At 55.9% G+C, this 21177-nt stretch carries 14 protein-coding genes; 10 read left to right on the top strand and 4 right to left on the bottom strand.

All coding sequences use genetic code 11. The annotated features are described in order from the left end of the window. Positions 1–18: 18 nt before the first annotated feature. Positions 19–1197 (top strand): FIST N-terminal domain-containing protein, encoded by a 1179-nt coding sequence (locus AC2TAD_RS19395; RefSeq protein ID WP_480869743.1) that lies wholly within the window; start codon positions 19–21, stop codon positions 1195–1197. Then, positions 1190–3409 carry a hybrid sensor histidine kinase/response regulator gene (locus AC2TAD_RS19390; RefSeq protein WP_480869741.1) on the top strand — a complete coding sequence of 740 codons (2220 nt, stop codon included), beginning with the start codon at positions 1190–1192 and terminating at the stop codon, positions 3407–3409. Before AC2TAD_RS19395 ends, AC2TAD_RS19390 begins: the two co-directional genes overlap by 8 nt. 56 nt (positions 3410–3465) lie before the next feature. Here the strand turns inward: AC2TAD_RS19390 and AC2TAD_RS19385 are convergent, their stop codons facing one another. From AC2TAD_RS19385 to dctP, 3 genes are all read right to left on the bottom strand, one after another. Further along, positions 3466–4821: a TRAP transporter large permease gene (locus AC2TAD_RS19385; protein ID WP_480869739.1), complete on the bottom strand. Its 1356-nt coding sequence runs from the start codon at positions 4819–4821 to the stop codon at positions 3466–3468. A 3-nt stretch (positions 4822–4824) separates the two neighbouring features. Beyond that, positions 4825–6156 (bottom strand): TRAP transporter small permease subunit, encoded by a 1332-nt coding sequence (locus AC2TAD_RS19380; RefSeq protein ID WP_480869737.1) that lies wholly within the window; start codon positions 6154–6156, stop codon positions 4825–4827. A gap of 74 nt (positions 6157–6230) precedes the next feature. Further along, positions 6231–7331: a TRAP transporter substrate-binding protein DctP gene (gene dctP, locus AC2TAD_RS19375; RefSeq protein ID WP_170356225.1), complete on the bottom strand. Its 1101-nt coding sequence runs from the start codon at positions 7329–7331 to the stop codon at positions 6231–6233. Between the two features lie 320 nt (positions 7332–7651). Here dctP and queC point away from each other — a divergent pair, with 320 nt between their 5' ends. The 4 genes from queC to queF are packed head-to-tail and all read left to right on the top strand — an operon-like array spanning position 7652 to position 9895. Then, positions 7652–8353, top strand: a complete 702-nt coding sequence (gene queC / locus AC2TAD_RS19370) for a 7-cyano-7-deazaguanine synthase QueC (RefSeq protein WP_480869734.1) — start codon at positions 7652–7654, stop codon at positions 8351–8353. Continuing rightward, positions 8353–8706, top strand: a complete 354-nt coding sequence (gene queD, locus AC2TAD_RS19365) for a 6-carboxytetrahydropterin synthase QueD (protein WP_480869732.1) — start codon at positions 8353–8355, stop codon at positions 8704–8706. The genes queC and queD overlap by 1 nt, the downstream gene beginning before the upstream one ends. Beyond that, a complete protein-coding gene (gene queE / locus AC2TAD_RS19360) occupies positions 8703–9413 on the top strand; it encodes a 7-carboxy-7-deazaguanine synthase QueE (protein WP_480869730.1) in 711 nt (236 codons plus the stop codon). Before queD ends, queE begins: the two co-directional genes overlap by 4 nt. 20 nt (positions 9414–9433) lie before the next feature. Next, a complete protein-coding gene (gene queF / locus AC2TAD_RS19355) occupies positions 9434–9895 on the top strand; it encodes a preQ(1) synthase (protein WP_170756028.1) in 462 nt (153 codons plus the stop codon). Between the two features lie 59 nt (positions 9896–9954). Here the strand turns inward: queF and AC2TAD_RS19350 are convergent, their stop codons facing one another. Further along, positions 9955–10836 (bottom strand): LysR family transcriptional regulator, encoded by an 882-nt coding sequence (locus AC2TAD_RS19350; protein ID WP_480869728.1) that lies wholly within the window; start codon positions 10834–10836, stop codon positions 9955–9957. Between the two features lie 485 nt (positions 10837–11321). Between AC2TAD_RS19350 and AC2TAD_RS19345 the strand changes: the two genes are divergently transcribed. From AC2TAD_RS19345 to AC2TAD_RS19330, 4 genes are all read left to right on the top strand, one after another. Continuing rightward, complete coding sequence (locus tag AC2TAD_RS19345) at positions 11322–11876, top strand: toxin-activating lysine-acyltransferase (protein WP_480869726.1); 555 nt, start codon at positions 11322–11324, stop codon at positions 11874–11876. Positions 11877–11954: 78 nt separating this feature from the next. After that, entirely contained in the window at positions 11955–16694 is a 4740-nt protein-coding gene (locus AC2TAD_RS19340; protein ID WP_480869724.1) for a beta strand repeat-containing protein, read from the top strand. A gap of 60 nt (positions 16695–16754) precedes the next feature. Continuing rightward, on the top strand, positions 16755–20837 hold the full coding sequence (locus AC2TAD_RS19335) for a beta strand repeat-containing protein (protein ID WP_480869723.1): 4083 nt from the start codon (positions 16755–16757) through the stop codon (positions 20835–20837). Positions 20838–20902: 65 nt separating this feature from the next. Continuing rightward, complete coding sequence (locus tag AC2TAD_RS19330; protein WP_170356233.1) at positions 20903–21151, top strand: hypothetical protein; 249 nt, start codon at positions 20903–20905, stop codon at positions 21149–21151. Positions 21152–21177: the final 26 nt, after the last annotated feature.

The following is a 21177-nucleotide window of genomic DNA, read 5'->3' as shown; positions in this document are numbered from 1 at the left end:
CTTTAGGGAGGAGGCTCGATGGACCAAGCTGTCGGGTGGGCAACGGCTCCGACCCGCGCGCCAGGTATCGTAAGAACTGCATGTGTGCCATACGACACCGAAGACGCGGTCACCGGACTATTGAAGACTTTCGGTGCCGGAGAGTTATCTCTGGTCATTCTTTTTGTGACGGATAGAGCTGACGCTGCATCGGTTATTGCACAGGCAACCGAAGCCTTTGCGCCCGCGCCAGTGGTTGGTTGTACAACAGCCGGTGAATTGGCGGGGGCCGGCTATACAGAAAACCAGATCGTGGCCATCGGCTTGCCTGCATCACATTTCGACGCTCGCATCTTGCCAGTACCTGATCTGGATACATTTCTGGCTAAGGATCTGATTCATCAGATGATCCGAAACCGTAATGAAATGACGGAGGCAAACCCTGACTGGCACCACGAATTCACCTTTTTATTGATTGACGGGCTTTCAACGAAAGAAGACGCGCTGACTTCAGAACTCGCGTTGGGGTTAGGGCCAGTTCCGTTGTTTGGGGGTTCCGCCGGGGATGGAACGGATTTCGAAACAACTTACGTCCTGCACGACGGGCAGGCATTGGAAAATGCTGCAATCCTGGCGCAAATACGAACTCGATGTCCGATCAAGGTTTTCAAGACAGATCATCTGGTGCCAACAGCGCAACGGATGGTCGTGACCAAAGCCGACCCCGCCCGGCGGATCGTTCGTGAGATCAACGCAGAACCTGCCGCGCGCGAATACGCCCGTATTCTGGGCAAAGACCCCGAACAGTTGACGACCTTCACCTTTGCTGCGCATCCGGTCGTCGTACAGATTGGCGGGCAGCATCACGTTCGGGCCATTCAGCGCGTGGATGAGAACGGGGATTTGGTGTTTTTCTCGGCCATCGACGAAGGATTGGTTCTGACTTTGGCTGAACCTCGCGACATGGTCGAGCATCTCGAGCAAGAGATCGAGGGCCTAACAGAAGCCGAGGCTCCGGATACTATTCTTGGGTGCGACTGTATCCTCAGGCGTCTGGAAGCGCAGGAAAAACAGATGACGGGTGCTTTGTCTGCAATCCTCGCCGACAATCACGTGGTTGGGTTTTCTACTTATGGCGAGCAATTCAATTCGATCCATGTCAACCAAACGTTGACGGGGGTTGCGATTTACCCGCCGGAAGAGGATCGACATGATTGAATCCCTGATCAACCCGGACGACCCGCCAGACCGGCAGAATGAAAAGCTGCTGAAGATTGCCGAGGCACTGATGCGCAGGGTTGAGGAATCGACTGATGCAAGCGGCGCGGCTTACGCACAGTTTCAAAGGGCTGCAGTGTTGGAACAGGAGGTCCGCGCTCGTACATTCGATCTTGAACGTGCGCTGGATCTACTGAACGACTCCAATGCTCGTCTGGCTCAAGCCAATCAGGCAACAGAGGCGGCGCGGGCGGACCTCGCGAATGCAATAGAAACGGTGCAAGAGGGCTTTGCCCTGTTCAACTTGGAAGAAGAGCTTGTGCTGTGCAACAGCCGCTTTGGTATACACATGCCCGATATCCAGCCTCATCTGGTGCCTGGTTTGCAATTTACCGAGTACGTTGAACTGGTTAGTCGCTCGCGGTTTTTGTCACTCCCCGAGGCAGTGTCGCCGTGGGACTGGGCACAACGTCGTATCGCGCGCCATGCGGATGACCACGTTGTTTTTAACGTCAGGTTGAATGGCAATCGTTGGATGCAAGTCTCTGAACATCGGACACCCGACGGTGGCACAGTGATCTTGCAAACTGATGTCACGGATATCATGCGTATCGAACGTCAGGAGAGGGACCGCATTCTTGACGACAAGGCCCGACTTATCCGTGCTACTCTGGAACATATCGATCAGGGTGTATGTATCTTTGACAGTAAGCTGAGGCTTATTGGTTGGAACAACCGGGCCAGTGAATTGTTGGCAATCCCAAATGCGCAGTTCCAGATGGGTGCGCAGTTCAAAACTCTGTTCAATCGCCTGAGCACCACAATCCGCTTTGCACAGGGCGTAAGTGACGCCGACCTGCTTGCGTGGGTTAACCGAACGTCCGAACGGCCACCGTTGAGGTTCGAGATGCATAGCGGTCGGGCAAAGATCCTGTCTGTTTTCGCGCAGGAAATGTCCGACCGGGGATTTGTGATTTCGTTCACCGATGTGACCGCTGAGCGTAAATCTGCCCAGGCGTTGTACGACTCGAAAGCCTTGCTGGAACAGCGCGTCGCAGCCCGCACCGAAGAGCTTGCGGATGCGCTTAAGGACGCGGAACGGGCAAATGCTTCGAAATCGCGCTTTGTTGCCGCAGCAAGTCACGACCTGCTGCAACCGCTGTCGGCGGCTAAGCTCTACGTTGCCACTCTTGGAAGTGGGTTGAACGAAACAGACGCGAGGGACGTGGCCGCCAAGGCGGAAAGTGCACTTAGCAGCGTTGAACATATTTTGGATGCGCTGCTTGATATTTCTAAACTGGATTCAGGACGGGCAACTGTCCATTTGTCGACATTGCCAATAGATGACGTGTTTTCGCAGCTCGAAGATTCCTTTCGTCCGGTCGCACAGGCCAAGGGATTGGAGCTGTGCGTCGTCTCTTGCGGCGCGCTGGTTCAAAGCGATGCAAGTTATTTGAGGCGCATCCTGCAGAACCTTCTGTCAAACGCCATTCGCTACACTGAAGCAGGCAAGGTACTGGTTGGCGCCCGGCGTCGAAAAGATTCTATCGTGATCGAGGTTTGGGATACCGGTATCGGAATTGCACCGGATCAGAGAGATATCATCTTTCAGGAATTCCAACGGCTTCATTCGGATGCCAGCGCTGCCGAAGGAATGGGACTTGGGCTGGCTATCGTTGAGCGCGCGTGTGTCCTGTTGAAACATCCTATGAAGTTACGTTCCGGATTGGGAAAGGGGTCGGTCTTCTCGGTAGAGGTGCCTTTGGCTAAACCGGCGTCTCATTGTTATGGCCGGTCTGCTGATTTGGCTTCGCCAGACACCAAGGTTCTGACACGCGCGGTTGTTTTGTTGATTGAGAACGACGAAAATCTGCGCACGGCGTTGACCATGACAATGGAATCCTGGGGCGTGCAGGTTTTGGAATGCGAAAGTCAGGCACAAGCGGTTGGCTTGCTGCAGGAAATTGGCATTCTTCCGGATATTGTGGTTGCCGACTACCAGTTGAACAAAGGTATGACCGGAACTGAGGCGATAGACGTGTTATGGCAGGAATTCGGTCCATTACCTGCCTGTGTGATCTCGGCCAATCGTTCGCCAGAATTGACCGAGTATTGTGAGGAAGTGGGTCTGCCTTTGCTGCGAAAGCCGATTGACGCTCGGCACCTGAAATCAATTATCGAAAGCGCACTGAAAGGCGCGTCCGCCGCTTGATTGTGCCTAGGTTTAACGCCCGCGGGCAGAGATTTTACTCTGCCCGCGCCTGACGTCTATCCGTAAACAATGCTTGGTAACCAGGTCACCACCCAAGGGAACAGCATACAGATCACCAACCCGACAATTTGAAGGAACAAGAACGGCAAGGCGGCTTTAAAAATGTCCGTCATTGGGATCGACGGTGGCGCTACACCGCGCAAGTAGAACAGCGCATAGCCGAAAGGTGGTGACAAAAAGCTCATCTGCATGTTCACAAGATACAGAACTCCGAACCACAAGACCAAATCATTGGGGTCATCAAACCCAAAGGCAGCCGCCCCCAGCGCCTTGATGATCGGTACAAAGATCGGGACACACAGCAACAGGATGCCGACCCAGTCCAAGAACATGCCCAGAACCACCAGCAGAATCTGCATCACGATCAGGATACCCCAAGGGCCCAGACCCGCGCCTTGCATCGTCTCTTGGACGAATTGCTGACCGCCTTCCAGAACGTAAAGTCCCACAAAGATCGTTGCACCGAACATGATCCAAATCACCATAGCCGAGGCTTTCAGCGTGGTCAGACATGCCTCGCGCACTGTGGGCCAGTCCAGTTTGTTGTGGATCGCGGCCACGATGAAGGCGCCGAAGGTGCCGATACCCGCCGCCTCAACCGGGGTTGCAACGCCCGAGAAGATCACGCCCAGAACAATTACGATCAGCGCAATGGGCGCGGACATCTTGCCCAGCAGGCGCATTTTTTCTCGGTTCGAGATACGCTCGTCAACCGGGATTGGCGGGCCAAGAACCGGGTTGATATAGGACCGCACCACCACATAGATGATGTACATACCCGACAGCATCAGGCCGGGAATGACCGCGCCGATGAACAGCTCCCCAACCGATTGTTCGGCAACAACGGCGTAGATAATGGCCAGAATTGAGGGCGGGATCAGGATGCCCAACGTCCCCCCGGCCATGATCGAACCCATGGCGATCTTTGTGTCATAGCCGCGTTTCAGCATGGCGGGCAGGGCGATGATGCCCATCGTCACCACAGCTGCGCCGATCACACCCACCATCGCCGCCAGAACGGTCGAGGCGATGATTGTTGCCGCAGCCAGACCACCTTTAAGCCCACCGAGCACCTTGTAGATCACATCGAACATGTCGTTGATGATCCCGGCCCTTTCCAACATCGAGGCCATAAAGATGAAAAGTGGAATTGCGGATAGCTGATAGTTCGTCATGAGCGGGAAAATCCGACTGGGCACAATGTTCAGTGCACGCGCATCCCCCAGAACGAACAGGAAGACACAGGCCAGGCCTCCGGTCACAAAGGCCAGCGGCAGGCCTGCCATTAGCAGAACCAGCAGCGAGCCGAACATAACGAGCGTCAACAGCTCGATGGACATATCAAGACCCATCGGTCAGTACCCCCGTGCAATCGTTCGGATGTCTTTGGACAGTTTCGACACCCCTTGCAAAATCAACAGAACCGCGCCCACGACCATCATCCATTTCATTGGCCACAGCGGGATTTCCCATTCGTTAAAGCTGATCTCACCCCAGCGAATATTCGGATCGGTCCAATCGCCAAAAGTCAGCGCTCCGAACATCTGGAAAAAGCTCATCTCTCCGCGCGCCCAGTCCGAGACGACCGAGTTGCCGGTCGGAACCGCAATCGCATCCATCGCGAAGATGTAGGACGTCACCAGCAGGGTTCCGGCGAAGATGAAGAAGAAGACCGAGGTGAACAGGTCCGCCCACGCCCGTTTCGGCTTGGTCAGCGGTGCATAGAAGATGTCCACACGCACATGGCTTTCGGTCAGCATCGCATAGGACCCGGCGATCAGGTACTGCATCCCGAACATCAGATACATGGATTCATGCGCCCAGTTTGTGGGGGCGTTGAACACATAGCGGACGATCACTTCGTAGTAGTAGACGAATACCGCGATTACGGCCCAATAGCTGACGAACTCACCTGCATAGAGAGACAGGCGGTCAATCCAGTTCTCGGCATAATCCTGGTCCGCCTTGCGTGCACCGGGGTCCATTTCTGCAGCCCGTGCAGCAGTTTCTTCATCAATCTCCATTTCAGGCTCATGCGGATCCGCAGCAGCCTTGGCGCGCGCACTTGCCACTAGTCGCGGTAGCATTAGAGCATCGATCGCCATAAAGGCCAGAATTGCATAGAACGCATAACGTGCTACCGAACTCCACAAAGCGCGGTTTGCACCGCTGGCCTCGGCCAGAGGTTGCGCCTCGGCTAGGGCGGTTTCGGATTCGGCCAGACGTTCGCGCCCGGTTTCAATGGCCTTCTCGGCCCGCTCCAGAGCACGCTCGGCTCGGCGTTTTTGCAATGCTGTCCCATCCTGCGCAGACTCGGCGGCGGCGCGCAGTTCTTCCAGCCCTTCCTCGGCGGTTGCAACCCGTTCGGCTTCGCGCGTGATCGTACGCTCGGCCTGACGGACGATATTGACCGCATTCGAGAATTCGTTGCGGGCCGTTCGCTCTTCGCCATTGGCGTAGAGGATCAGCAGGAAAACTGGCAGATAGACCAACCCCAGCAAGCTGCGCAAGTAAAAGCGGTGCAGGCCCAGCATTCCTCCGGTGACAAGGATCAGATAGCCCAACGGTAACCCGTAGGTGCGCTGTTCAGGTTGGGCTTTGCGTGCCAGCACCATGGCCAGGGCCGGAAAGGCGATCAGCCCGACCCAATATAGCCAGTGCGGCAGCGTGAAATCGACGCTCGGCATAGTACGTTCCGAATTCCAAGGAAAAGGCATGCCCGCGCGAAATTCGCGCGGACTTTTGGTTAGGCTTCAGCGGACTACAGGTCCAGCGTATAGCCTTCGATCATTTCAGGCGTCACATAGCCCAAGGAACCCGACATCATGTAGTCAAGTTGGATCTTGAAGACCCGCGCCGCATCTTTGTCGCGGTTGGCATATTTGAACCAGATCGGCACGGCGACCTCGGTCATCAGCTCGACATCGTCCTGCGACAAGCGAGTGATCTCGGTGCCTTCCGCTTCGAATTTTTTCCAAGCTTCCTGGTCGGCGGCCTGAATGGCGGCGTGGTGCAAATCCGAATAGACGTGGGTTTCCATTTCCACGAATTCCTGCATCTGTGGGCTCAGCTTGTCCCACGCGGCCTTGCCCACGGTGATGTCCATGATGTCGACCGGCTGATAAACTGACATAAAGCCCGGAGGGCCCATGACGATATAGTCCGTCACCTGGCTGAAGCCCAAGGCGTGGTTCACGGCGGGGCCCACAAAGTCGGCCACGTCGATAGTGCCCTTTTCCAGCGCCGGGAAGATTTCCGAGCCCGGTAGAACGGTTGTCTCAGCACCCAGTTCCGAGAAAACCTCGGCAACCATACCGCCTGGCAGGCGCATCTTGCGGCCCGCGAAGTCGTCAACCGAGCGGATCGGAACCTTCGAGTGGATGATGTTCGGCCCGTGATGCACCGGCCCCACAAAGTGCAGACCCTGACGGCCCAGCAGCTCGCGCGCGATGTCGATGCCGCCCAGACCGTAATAGAACGTGTCATATTCATGCGGCTGACGCAACCCCAGCGGGTATGAGCTGAGGAAAACGGCGGCAGGGATGATGCCCTGATAGTAGATGGTGAACGGGTTGATAGCGTCCAGCACACCGTTCTTCACCGCGTCGGCCAGTTGGAAATCCCCAACCACGTCATTGGCGCCAAAGGCCTGGAAGGCCAGCTCACCGCCGGTTTTTTCTTCGATCGTAGCGCACCAGTCTTTGAACGTCTGCAACCCGATGCCCCCGGGCCAGGATGTTTGTATCTTCCAGGTGGTGGTTTCACCCGCTGCGGTCGCGATATGAGGGGCCGCCAGCGTGGCCGCACTTGCACCTGCAATAGTTCTAAACGCGCTGCGGCGCGTGATGAGCTTTTTGGTCATTTCTTCCTCCCATTGATCATCGCCATGCACATGTCAGGCCATGTCGATGCGAGGATAGCATAACCTGTGAGCCAGAAATTGGTAATATTTTTTTTCCAATTAGCGCTTTGCTCACTGTCGTGTGAAGAACTGAGGGCTTTGCTATCGATTACATTCGGGCATTCCGCCCGGCGTAGACGACGCGACCAATAGCTATGCCGAAAACGTGTGCGACAGTGTGGATTGGGTGTTTCGTTGCCGCTTGCCAAGTCTAAGGCCCCTGTATAACAGGGCACATCCCGGTCGCAGCCTACCCGGGTAACAAAACAAGGGTTCAAAATATGAAAACGATCGTAATCTGCTCGGGCGGGCTGGATTCGGTATCTTTGGCGCATATGGTTGCGCAGGATCACGAATTGGCGGGCCTGATCTCTTTCGACTATGGCCAGCGTCACCGCAAAGAGCTGGACTATGCTGCGCTATGCGCGCTGCGCCTTGGCGTTCCCCATGACATCATCGACCTGCGCCCCGTTGGGGCGGTTCTGACCGGTTCGGCGCTGACCGATGATGTGGATGTGCCTGACGGGCACTATGCCGAAGACGGCATGAAAGTGACCGTGGTGCCCAACCGCAATGCCATCATGCTGACCGTTGCATTCGGTGCCGCCGCCGCCCGTGGGGCGGATGCCGTGGCCACTGCAGTGCACGGTGGGGATCACTTTATCTATTCCGATTGTCGCCCCGCCTTCACCGAGGCTTTTGAAGCGATGCAGAAACTGGCGCTGGACGGCTATGCCGATGTATCGCTGTTCACGCCGTTCGTGCATCGCAGTAAAGCCGACATCGTGACCGAGGGCGCGCGTGTGAACACCCCCTTTGCGCAGACATGGTCTTGCTACAAGGGTGGTGACAATCACTGCGGGCGCTGCGGCACCTGCGTCGAACGGCGCGAGGCGTTCCATCTGGCGGGTATCCCCGACCCAACCATCTATGACGACCCCGATTTCTGGGTGGCCGCCACGGCACAGAAGGAAAGCGCCTGATGTACCGGATTACCAAGGAATTCCGCTTTTCTGCCTCGCACCAGCTGACCCATCTGCCCGACGATCACCAATGCGCGCGGATGCACGGTCACAATTACATCGTCGAGGTTGAACTGGCTGCCAAGGACCTGAACGCCGACGGGTTTGTCCGCGACTATGGCGAGCTGAAGCCGCTCAAGGCTTATATCGACGAGACGTTCGATCATCGCCATCTGAACGATGTGATGAACATCCTGACCACGGCTGAAAACATGGCGCGGCATTTCTATGACTGGTGCGCCGCCCGCTGGCCGGAGACCGCCGCCGTACGGGTCAGCGAAACGCCGAAAACATGGGCCGAGTATCGCCCATGACCCGCCTACGCATTGCCGAGATTTTCGGCCCCACGATTCAGGGCGAAGGCGCGCTGATCGGTGAACCAACTGTATTCGTGCGCACCGGCGGGTGCGATTACCGGTGCAGCTGGTGCGACAGCCTGCATGCGGTTGATACTGCCTATCGTCATGACTGGGCGGCGATGACCACGGATGCAGTCTGGAGCCGGGTGCGCGACCTGTCGGGCGGGCGGCCTTTGACCGTTTCGCTGTCGGGTGGCAACCCTGCCATTCAGGACTTTGCCCCTCTGATCACGTTGGGACGGACAGAGGGTTATCGGTTCGCCTGCGAGACGCAGGGCTCCATCGCAAAACCGTGGTTCAGCGAACTGGATACGCTGGTTCTTAGTCCCAAACCGCCCTCCAGTGGGGAGACGGTAGATTGGGCTGCGTTCGATGCCTGCTTGTTGGCTGCTGGAAACGGCCCCAAAACAGTGATGAAAATCGTGATCTTTGACGAGCGTGACTACGCTTGGGCCCGTGCCGCGGCGGATCGCTATCCGGCGCTGCCACTGTATCTACAGCCGGGCAATGAGACGGTCGACCCCACTCAGCCTGTCGATCCGCAAATCCTGTCGGACCGGCTGTTGTGGCTGGTCGATAAAGTCACCGCAGATGGCTGGTTCACCCCTCGGGTGCTGCCGCAACTGCATGTCCTTTTGTGGGGCAACAAACGCGGGGTCTGAAACCCCATCAGGAGAAGACAATGGAAACCATCTACAGCGATCTGACCCAATTGGGCGGGAAAACCGAACTGCCTACCTCGCCCGAGGCGGCAGAACTGGAACGGGTACAGAACCCGCAGGCCGATATCGACTATTGCGTGCGGTTCACTGCGCCCGAGTTTACCTCGCTGTGTCCGATGACGGGGCAGCCGGATTTCGCGCACTTGGTGATCGACTATGTGCCTGGTGATTGGCTGGTTGAATCAAAATCGTTGAAGCTGTTTCTGGGCTCGTTCCGCAATCACGGTGCGTTTCATGAAGACTGCACAGTATCCATCGCACGTCGTTTGGTTGATTTTCTGAACCCGCGCTGGCTGCGGATTGGTGGGTACTGGTATCCGCGCGGCGGCATCCCCATTGACGTATTCTGGCAGACCGGAGCCACTCCAAACCATGTCTGGATTCCCGATCAAGGCGTGCCTCCTTATCGCGGACGCGGCTAGTTGCCAGACACGCGCCACGGAATACCCAAGCGCTCCGTGGCGCTTGTACTCCTGAGAATTCACAGCGTGGTTGTGGCTAGACGATCCAGATGGCTGTCAATAATGCTTAGCACTCGACGCAGATTTGCCGCAGGCTCAGCTTGGTTTAGGCGATGAATATAGAATTGACCGAAAGGTTTGAGCCTATCGTCAATGTAGTGCAGGTCACTGGCCACAGGCAGATTGTGAAGAAATATATCCCCTACATACCCCAACCCAACGCCAGCTTGCACCGCATTCAGATAGTTGCTCAGGTTTTGAGTCTGGTAGATCGGCCGAAACCTGTATGATGATTTTTCGAAATACGCCGAGAAAATCTGCGCCGGCTGCCATTGTTCGTGCCAACCAACGATAGGGACAATGGGACGCGCCAGAAGGTCATCTACATCGACAGACTTGGCCGCGACCCAGCGAACGTCAAATGGCCAACTTTTTTGGGTCAGCGGGCTGGGCACCTCACGATTGCAAATATAGCACGCATCCAAATTGCCCTTTTCCACGGAAGCCAGCAGGTTTTCCGTGTCATCTGTCGAGATTGAAAGTGTCGTGTCAGCCCGGCCCAAACCGAGGCTTGCGATCGCTGAGCTCGAGCACAAGTTTTCCAGGCTGGCGGACACACCGATCCGGATGACTTTCCCGACTTGGGTTTGCGTCAGAACCGAGATCTGATCCAACTCATTCTGGATCGAAAGGCATCGTTGATACAACAGCTCGGCCTGCGCGGTCAGCCCCGAGTGCGGTGTCTTATCCTTGAACAGTGCAAATCCAACTTGATTTTCCAGCAAGCGAATCCGATTGCTGATCGTAGGCTGAGACCGTCGGAGCATCTTTGCGGTTTCTGAATATGACTTCACCTGACACAAGGTCACAAACGCTTTTACGAGGTCAGTCGATATTGGCATCTTTTTATTTCCTGATAGGGATGTGATCTAAAAAGACGAATAAAAAAACATTTGGATATTATGAGTAAAACTATGCGGTATTGTGTTCATGTCTTTCTCCACCCCAATTACGCTAATATAGTTCCAAAATGATCCTTTTTTCTTTTCAAGGAAGCGGTCAATATAGCCCTAAAACAGATCAAACTACTTTGCGCAAATAAATAAACACGCGAGAACCAATATATATTCACGTGCAATCGAAAAAAAATTCAAAATAATTATAAACATAAACTTATCATATAGTTAGACTGCAACTCCTCCGAGCCGGAAAGCAAAGACAAGCAAAGTTTTTGATGTCTGGGGCTGGGTTAAAGTTTTTTCAATACCTCATTCAACTTTCGAATTTGACTGCTGCAGTTGCTTCGTAAAGTCTTGCCTAAAATCTACGCCACTTTTCTTTCACAAAGTTGTGGAGAGCATATGTGGTCACCTGGGTGGAGAAGAAGATGACGGTTATGCAGAATATGAACCAGCACAGAGATGGTGAAATAACTGGTTATTCTTCAAATGAAGGACCGTCTTTAATTAGCGGTTCCAATTCGAATGCGGCGGGAAAATACGGCGAGAACGAGAGATTTAAATGCCAGCAAATTGGAGAGATTTGCTTGGTATTGTCCCGTTCGCCCCACTACGCACGGATGCCCCTTCGGCACTTGGGTGAACGTTTCCTCTTTCCGATAAGCATTGGTCAAGGTCGTATTTTTAAGGATCGGAATGGAAAGCCATTTGGCATTCTGAGTTACGCCTGGTTGTCCGACGAGTTGAGCGAAAAAATGAGGCACCAGGGGCCGTTTGAGCTGCGGCCTGAGGATTGGAATTCGGGCAGTAACCTTTGGTTTATGGAATTCGCAGCGCCTTATGGGGGTACTCGAAAAATGACTCGGGTGATGCATGACTTCGTGCGCGACACGTTTCCCGACGTTCAGTTTGTTTTGGCGCACAGAGTTAGAAATCAAGGGCGCGATATCCGCGTCGCCAAGTTCCACATCATTCGAAACTAAACAACACACCACGGACACGGCCTGGCTGCGGTGATGCTGCTCACCCGTCCAGAGCGTTAAGAAAAGGGATACGGTATAATGGGTTCTTCCTACGAGTCATTCTACAGCACGACCTACGACAACGGCCGCTACGCGCATATCGACGACGTGGGCGATATTTATGTTGAACACTACGGCAGCAACAGCACCATCAGGATCACCAACACTTTCGACATCGAGAACCTGATCATCCATGGTGACAACAACATCATCTATCTGGATGATGTTGAATACATTTACAATTTTGACGCCCGGGGCAACAACCTGGACATTGATATCAGCCGTATTCGTGAAGATAATATCTCGCAGGCCGACGCCAATATCGAGCTGTGGACATCCGGGTCTGACGTTAACCTTGTGGACGGCTTCAACCTGGAGTTGTGGTTTCATGACAATGGCGTCAATGGGAACAACAATATCAGTATTGTCGACTTCTGGAATATCGATGTCGACCTTTGGGGCAACTATAACTCTCTATATGCTTACGACGTTGATGATGTATGGCTGGATGCCTATGGGGGTGGTCAGACGATCACAATCATCGACGCCTTCGATATCGAACGCCTCTATATCTCGGGCGGTGACAACTATGTTTACCTCAACGATGTAGAGTTTGTGACCGTCGATATTCGCGGCGGCAACAACACCTTGAATCTATTTAACGTCGCTGAGAACGGGATCTCGTTCGCAAATTCTGACGTTGATATCTACGGCGGCAGCAACACCCTGAACGTAGACGATATCTTTGACCTAGACTTGGATATTCGCGGCGGGTTCAACACCATCAGTGTCAACAACGCCACTGATATAGACATCAACACCCATGGCTATGGCGAAAACAATATCACATTGACCGATGTGGATGACGTGGCGCTGCATTTGGTCGGACGCAACACCACCCGTATTCACTCGACGGCCGAGTTCAGCGCCGATATCACCGTGCATGGCGGCACGGGAACCAACCACATCACCACTGCGGGCGGGTTCGAGGCGACAGTCAACACCTATGGCAACACCGATGATACTGTCATTGCAGGGGCTGGTGGATCTTATATCTACACGCATGGCGGGAACGACTATATCGACTCGACCGGAGCGTTTAAGATCAATGTTTATGCAGGGGCAGGCGACGACACGATCATTGCCCGTGGAGCGGATGCCTATATTGATGCAGGCAGCGGCCACAACACGATTACCGCCAGTGGGGTCGGTGTGGGCGTTGTTGCCGGGTCGGGCAACGATACGCTGACAGTTGATGCTGCCATCGGTTACGCCAGCCTTGGCGATGGTCACAACACAGTGAATTTCAACGTGGGGGTTGGCTCGGTCACGGTTGGGTCCGGCGACGATACAATCAACGTCAACGCGGCAGGTGCTGCGATCAACGCGGGCGAAGGCAACAACACCATTCGTTTCAACGGCTTTGCCGGGGATATATCGGTGGGCAGCGGCAATGATACGGTTCACGTCAACGCAGCGGGTGTCCGCCTGAATGCTGGCGAAGGGGATAACTCGATCCATTTCAACGGGTTTGCAGGCGATATCACCGTTGGTGGGGGCAACGACAGAATCTATGTGAACGCTGTGGGTGTCGGCATTGACGCCGGTGAGGGCAACAACCATTTCGACGTGCGCGCGTTGGGGGCAAACCTGACTGCAGGCAGCGGGAATGACAGCGCTTATGTTGGTGCCGCTGTTGGTGTTCTGGATTTGGGTGAGGGCAACAATACGATCGAGTTGCACGCCATCGGAGGATCTATCCGAGTCGGGTCTGGCGACGACACGATCCTTGCGCGGGTGGTCGGAGCCTCGATCGACGCAGGTCATGGGAACAACCTCTTTGACGTTCAAGCCGCAGGCGCAAGCCTGACTGCGGGCGATGGCGATGACACCGCGTTTGTTGGGGCTGCTGTTGGCTTGCTGAACCTGGGCGAGGGAAACAACGTTGTCGAACTGAATGCAGTTGGTGGCAACATCACGGTGGGCGATGGCGACGACACGTTCGTGGTCAACGCTTTGGGCGCGGATCTGAACGCGGGCAACGGTGACAATATCATCACCGCAAAGGGCTTTGGCTTTTCGGCGGAAACCGGGTCAGGCAATGACCGTATCTGGTCCTTGGGCGTAGGCGGACAAGAAATTGACAGCGGTGATGGCAATGACATTGTCACCGCCTATGGCGGGGTCAACGTGGTCCATGCCGGGCATGGCCACAATCAGGTCGAGGTCGCGGGTGGCCTGAACGTCGTACAAGCAGGCTACGGCAACAACGTGATCGACGCTTATGGCGGCGCAAACGTGGTTCTGTCGGGCCACGGCAACAACGATGTAGACGCCTTTGGCGGCGCCAATGCCGTTTTCCTCGGGGATGGAAACAACGAAGTCGTCGCCGACGGTGGCCTCAACATCATCGCGGTAGGGGATGGCGAAAACAACATCTTAGCCGCAGGGGGTCTGAACATCAACCTCGCGGGCAACGGAGATTCCAGCCTGAACACTCGCGCGCAGGTGGTCACCAATTCGGATCGCGGCGCAAATCTGGTCGAGAACGGCTCGTTCGAGCTTGGCACCGATATCGGAACCGGTATTTTTTTCCGCGTCCCTGATGGCTGGACGCAATCCTTCGGCCAGTTGGAAATTCACGACACTTCGATCTTTAACGATCAGGTCAGCCCGTATGGGTTCTCGGCTTCGGGCAGCGGACGGCACATTCTGGAACTGGACGGCACGCGGAACTCGGGTGTGTACCAGGATATCGACACCCGTGACGGGGCGACCTACGAGATCACGCTCAGCTACCGCGGGACGACCACCGTGTCGGTGGAAAGCAACACGATCGAAGTCTGGTGGGATGGCGAAAAGGTTGGCGAGATCGCCGCGACCCATACCGATTGGCGTGACTATTCCTTTGCGGTCACCGGCGGCGACACCTCGCGGCTGGAACTGCGCGCAGCGGGCAACTCGGATCTGCTGGGCGGAGCCGTTGACAACGTGCGCGTGAATGAAATCCTGGGCACCCGAGACATCGGTGACGGCGTGTTGGATGCGGATTTCAATGCAACCGCCGCTGAAAACGTGCAGGACCTGTCGGAAAACATCGTTCAGAACGGGTCGTTCGAGCTGGGCACACAGGCAGATACCGCCATTTCGTTTTATGTGCCGACGGGCTGGACACAGTCCTTTGGGCGACTCGAAGTCCACAACACCAACTTGATCAATGACAGCATTAACCAGTTCGGCCACAGCGCATCTGGCCATGGTGACCACATTCTGGAATTGGACGGAACCGAGAATTCAGGAATTTACCAGGACCTAAACACGCGGGCTGGTCTCGAATATGATATCACCATCAGCTATCGCGGAACGACAACGGTGTCTGCGGAAAGCAACTCGATTGAGGTTTGGTGGGCCGGGCAACTGGTTGGGACGGTTGCAGATACCCACACTGATTGGCGCGACTACACTTTCCGGGTCACTGGGGAGGATACATCACGTCTTGAATTCCGGGCGGCGGGAACATCCGACCTGTTGGGCGGAGCCATTGACAACGTACGGGTTGTTGCGAATTCGCAAGCAACCGACGGTAACCTTCTGACCAACGGCAGTTTTGAACAAGGTAACTATGGCGATGCCAATTTCGGTCTTGGTCTGCCAGACGGCTGGACATCGTCCTTCGGCACACCCGAGTTCATTAAACTGGCAAATGCAGGGTACGGAGATGCCGCCGACGGCGACTATATCATCGAACTGGCCGGCGGTGCGGTCGACGGTGGCTTTGGTTCGGGCATTTACCAAGATGTCGACACCAATTCGGGCAGCACTTATCAGGTCTCGCTGAATTTCCGGGGACGGGATGGTGCAAATGGGGCAGACAACGCCATCGAGGTCTGGTGGGACGGCGCAAAGGTCGGAGTGATCTCCGAGGCGCATTCGGACTGGCGGACTTACACGTTCGACGTGAACGGCGCGGCCGGGGATACGTCGCGGCTGGAACTGCGCGCAAATGACAGCACTCATCTGGGCGGGCTGATCGACGATGTGCGCGTCGTCGAGACCGGCGAGCTGAACGCAAACCTGACCGCTGGCCTGAGCAATCCGGGCGCGGGTGACAATCTGATTACCAATGGCAATTTCGAGTTCGGCAACTACGGCGATGCCAATTTCGGACTGTCTCTGCCCTATGGCTGGTCCTCGTCCTTTGGCACGCCTGAGTTCCTGAAAACCAGTACAATTGGTCTGGGTGCTGCTGCCGACGGTGAGTTTGCTCTTGAACTGGCCGGCGGTGCAGTCAACGGCGGATTTGGCTCGGGCGTTTATCAGGATGTCGACACCAGCTCGGGCGAGACCTACCAGATTTCGCTGAATTTCCGGGGACGGGATGGCGCAAACGGGGCGGATAACGCGATCGAGGTCTGGTGGGACGGCGTACAGGTCGGAGTGATTTCCGAGGCGCATACGGATTGGCGGACCTATACATTCGAAGTCTCGGGCGCGGCCGGGGATACGTCGCGGCTGGAGCTGCGCACAACCGACAGCACCCATCTGGGCGGGCTGATCGACGATGTGCGGGTCGAGCGTATCGTCGAAGGAGCGCAGCCTGCAGCCGATGAGCCCGGCAATGACATTCAGGCTTACGGCGTTGGTAACCTTGTGGTTAGCGGTAGCGGCAGTGACCGCATCGTTGCGGGTAGCCTGTTGAACCTGGCAGCGCTTGTTGCAGTGGATGCCGCTGCCGCCAGCGACGATAGCGGGCTGGTCGGCGGCCTGTTCGGAACGTAGGATGGCACGGCCTTTGGAGAAGATCAGGCCGGGTCCATTCTGATCAACGCGCTGGCCAGCGTGACCAACCTGGCCAACGTGGTCATCGCGGGCAATGGCAACAACCAGATCAAGGCTTATGGCGGCCACAACCTTGTGCAGGCCGGAGAAGGCGATGACGACATCACCGCGATCGGCAATGCCAACCTTGTGGTGGCCGGTAATGGCAACAACGATGCGCAGCTTGTCGGCTCGCTCAACGCGTATTGGGGCGGCAGCGGCGATGATGAGATCGACCTGATCGGCGGAAACAACATCCTGCTGCTGGGCACCGGCGACAATACCGTGACTGGTCTGGCGCTGGGGCAAAACCTGATCGTGGGCGGCGGCAATGCAGGGGATACCGATGACATCGTGATCACCGGCAGCTCGAACTTCCTGTTCCTGGGCAGCGGCACCAATAACGTGCTGACCATTGGCCAGAGCAATATCGTTCTGGGCGGCGACGGCGAGGACACGATCTTTGCACTTGGCAACTTCAACTTTGTCAACGCAGCCAGCGGCACAAACAGCATCGCAGTGGCCGGTGTCACCAACTATGTGCTGGGTGGCGACGACAACGATCAGGCGCTGATCCTGGGTGGCAACAACGTCTCGTTGCTGGGCAATGGCAACAACGATGTGATCACGCTGGGCTACAGCAACGTGGTCTTCACCGGATCGCACAGCGACACGGTTTATGCAGGTGGCCGGTACAACGCGATCTCGACTGCGGCAGGCGAAGACACGATCATTGCCGCGGGTCAGGCCAACGTGGTTCTGTCCGGTGCCGATGACGATTTTGTCACCATCGCAGGCCAGCGCAACTTTGCCCTTTCAGGCACTGGCGATGACGTTGTCGTCTCGGTCGGCCAATACAATATCCTTTTGACCGAAGCCGGGGACGATACCGTTCTGACTGCGGGCAAGGACAATTTCGTGCTGACAGCCAGCGGTGACGATACTGTTGCGGCCTTTGGCAAGTTCAACCTTGTGGCTTCAGGCAGCGGCTCGGACGTTGTGATTGCCTTTGGTCAGACCAACTTTGTTGTGACCGACAACGAAATCACGATCGACCCGCAAGAGATCGCCGATTACCAAAAGCGCGTCAAAGACAAGAAAGAGGCCGACAAGGCCGCAGCGGATGCGGCTGATCGAAAAGCCAAGGGCCTGCCGGAAAAAACTGCGCAGGAAACACCAACCAGCTCTACCACCAACACGACCAATGCCACGGGTGTCAGCACCAAATACGAAGACAAGGATATCGGAGCCAGCTTTACAGCCGGTATCGCGGTATCGGGGTCGGCTTCGGTGCTGTTTCCCGATCTCGAATTCTCGACAGAAGGGGTGCCGGATGTCTACATCCCGGGGTTCAGCACGCCGCAGATCAATCTGGATATTCCCGATATTCCGGAACTGCGCAGTCGGCCTGATTACCAATATGGTGAGTTGGGCGCCTATGGTCTGCCAGAAATCAGCCTGCCGGACCTGACGATCCCCGACCTGACGGTCGCCGGGCAGGCTCTGCCCAGCTTGTCGCTGCCCGATGTGTCAGATTTCGGGTTCCGCGATGACGGGTTGGATTTCGACTTCACGTTGGATATCGACTTTAACCCCAGCGCTTACGCCGAAATCAGCAATGTCTACAAAGACCTTGTTGGCGTCGAAAGCGCGGACGGGAAGGCGGGCATCTTCAACTCGTCCAACGGAATTCGCCTCAGCCCCAACAGCGGCAATGCGGAATTCCAAGCCTACACCGAACAGCGCGGCGATGTCGGGCCTGCAAGCGGGGGCAACAACACCTTCTTTACCGGCACCGATCTGACCAATTCGCCTTCGTTCACGGGCAGTGCCAATGGTGGGTATCAGGCACTGCAGACCGGGGATGAGTTTGACGTTCAGGTCAATCCTGCCGAAGCCGCGCCGGAAACCGCTCAACCCACGACAATCAGTCTGCCAACCTTTACGCTGCCTGAAATCTCGGTGCCCTCTTTTGCCATCGGCGGAGCAGATCTGTCGGGCCTGTCGGATATCGACACCATTTTGGGAGGACGCGAGTTCTTTGGTCTGTCGATCCCCGAATTCGACATTCCGGCCGAGTATCTGGAGATTTCCGATTTTGATCTGGACGACTTCGCCAGCCGTGATGCGGTGACGCTGGGCGCACAGACCTTCACGATCCCGGAACTGGCCTTGCCCACGGTTGCTGGCGTCAACTGGGCACAACGGTTTGGCAGCTTTAACCAAACGTACAACTTCCTGCAAACCGATGCGGATGGCGGCGAAGGTGACATTGCAGTGGTCGGTGGACGCGAAAACCGTGTCTACACCGGCGGAGGCGACGACGCGGCGTTGGTTCTTGGCAAAGCCAACAGTGTCTATCTGGGCGCGGGCAATGACGCCGCCGCCGTGTTCGGGACCGAGCGCAACTTTGTCAACGCAGGCGCTGGTGCGGATATCCTGCTAGCCGTGGGCAAGACCAACAGCCTGAATGGCGGGGCGGGCAACGATATTGTCTTTGCCATTGGGGAATCCAACACCGTCCGCGGCGGCACTGATCCCAAACCCGGCGTGACCGACGACAACATTCTGATCGCCATCGGCAAGAAGAACGACATCGACTCGTCCAACAATGGCAATGATCTGAATGGTGGCGTCGACATTGCCATCGCGATCGGCTCGGAAAACAAGGTCCGCACCGGCGGCGGTGACGATACAGTTCTTAGCGTCGGGGTCAAAAACGACACCGGCACCGGTGGCGGCAACGACATCGTGGTCAGCATTGGTAAAGAGAACACCGTCGATCTGGGGCGCGGCAGCGACGTTGCCCTTGTGTTGGGGGTCAAAACCGAAATCAACGGTGACAAACAGACTGACTTAAATGGCGATGACATCATCTTTGACTTGGGTGGCCGCAACAAGATCGAAGGCAACGGAGGCAATGACAGCATCTTTGTTGCCGGTCTCTATAACACAGTATTGGCCGGCGGAGACGATGATCTTGTGGTCAGCACTGGATCGCGCAACCTGACCTCGTTGGGGTCGGGTGATGATATCGGCATCACCATAGGTGTGGCCAGCCTGACAACCGGTGGTCTTGGGGATGACACCATCATCAACGTCGGCGCGCGCTATGCTAGCCTTGGGGGTTCTGGGAACGATGTGTTCCTTGGTATCGGCAACGGATATCTGGATGGTGGCGACGATCAGGACGTCTTCCTGAACTTCGGGACCGGGACGTTGGACTTCCTGTTCAACGCGGGGATTTCGGTTGTGTCGGAAGCGCTGGCAAATGTGGTTGGCGCCCTGGATACAGTGCTGGAATCCTTCGAAGTCAGCGGATCAGCCGCGTTGGGCGGCGTCTTCAGCTTTGTCGAAAACTCGGTACTGAACGGCGGCGCGGATAGCGATGTGTTCGTGGCGGGCTTTGGGAACTCGGTGGCCTTTGGTGGCAGCGGCGCGGACCAATATATCTATACGCTGGGCAGCGGGCGCTTTGTGGTTAGCGACCAGATTCAGACCAACCTGCAGGACAGCGCATCTGCTCTGACGGCGACAACAGGCGAAGGTCTGTCGCAATTGTCCAACGGCGATGACGCAGCATTCGGCACCTATTTCGACGACGTCGAAAACGGGGTGCTAGGAGATGCCTCGGGGTCCGCCGCATCGGTTCTCAGCAACGATGCTTTTGTCGATGTGCTGATCTTCCGTACTGCCAACGGGGATACCACCGATATCGCTACCGACAACCTTGTCTTCTCGGATGCGGATGACACGATTGACGTTGTGGTTGACGGGGCCTCGCTGGGTCAGGTGCAGATCAACCAGTTCGGCAGTGACGACATAATCCGCGTCGTGGATCATGACAGCACCTCAGAGATCACGTTCGGGCAGCTCATTTCAAACTCGACTGATGCGCAAGACCCTTTCACCGAGTTTGATGTTGTTGCCGCAATCCAGTCCGGAGTTGATGCAACGATCGCGTATCTCAGTGAAGGCGTGGCCGATCTTGCAGCCAGTAACACTTCCGCAACACGCAGTATCGAAAACGGTGCTTTCCAGGAAGTTTCGTCAATATACGACGATCTGTCGATCCTCAGTAGCGACAATCTGGTCTTTGTCTGATCCCCCCGGCTCGGCGCGTTGTCCTGCGCCGGGCCACTAACATCCCTCTGCGTAAGGAGCGTTAAATGCAACACGTTTATATTGATGGCATCACGGATATCTCGACGATCAACGGAGTGGTACGTGTCACTTGTGGGTGTCTGAAAAAATCCGCGACCGAGGGGGAAGCTCCGGCAAGCGAAAACACCCTGATGATCAACATGTCGCTTCATGCGCTTCTGCAATGCCATGCGCAGATTTCAACCATGATCAAGGTGCTTGAAGAGAAAGAAATCTACAAACACGTGGAAAAAACGTCCGAAACCGATGCCTAGGCTGAGTTGGATTCTCATAGGCTTTC

The organism is Ruegeria sp. HKCCD7628, assembly GCF_057221005.1.
Note: the sequence above shows the minus strand (reverse complement) of the source record. Positions and strands in the feature narration are given on the sequence as shown.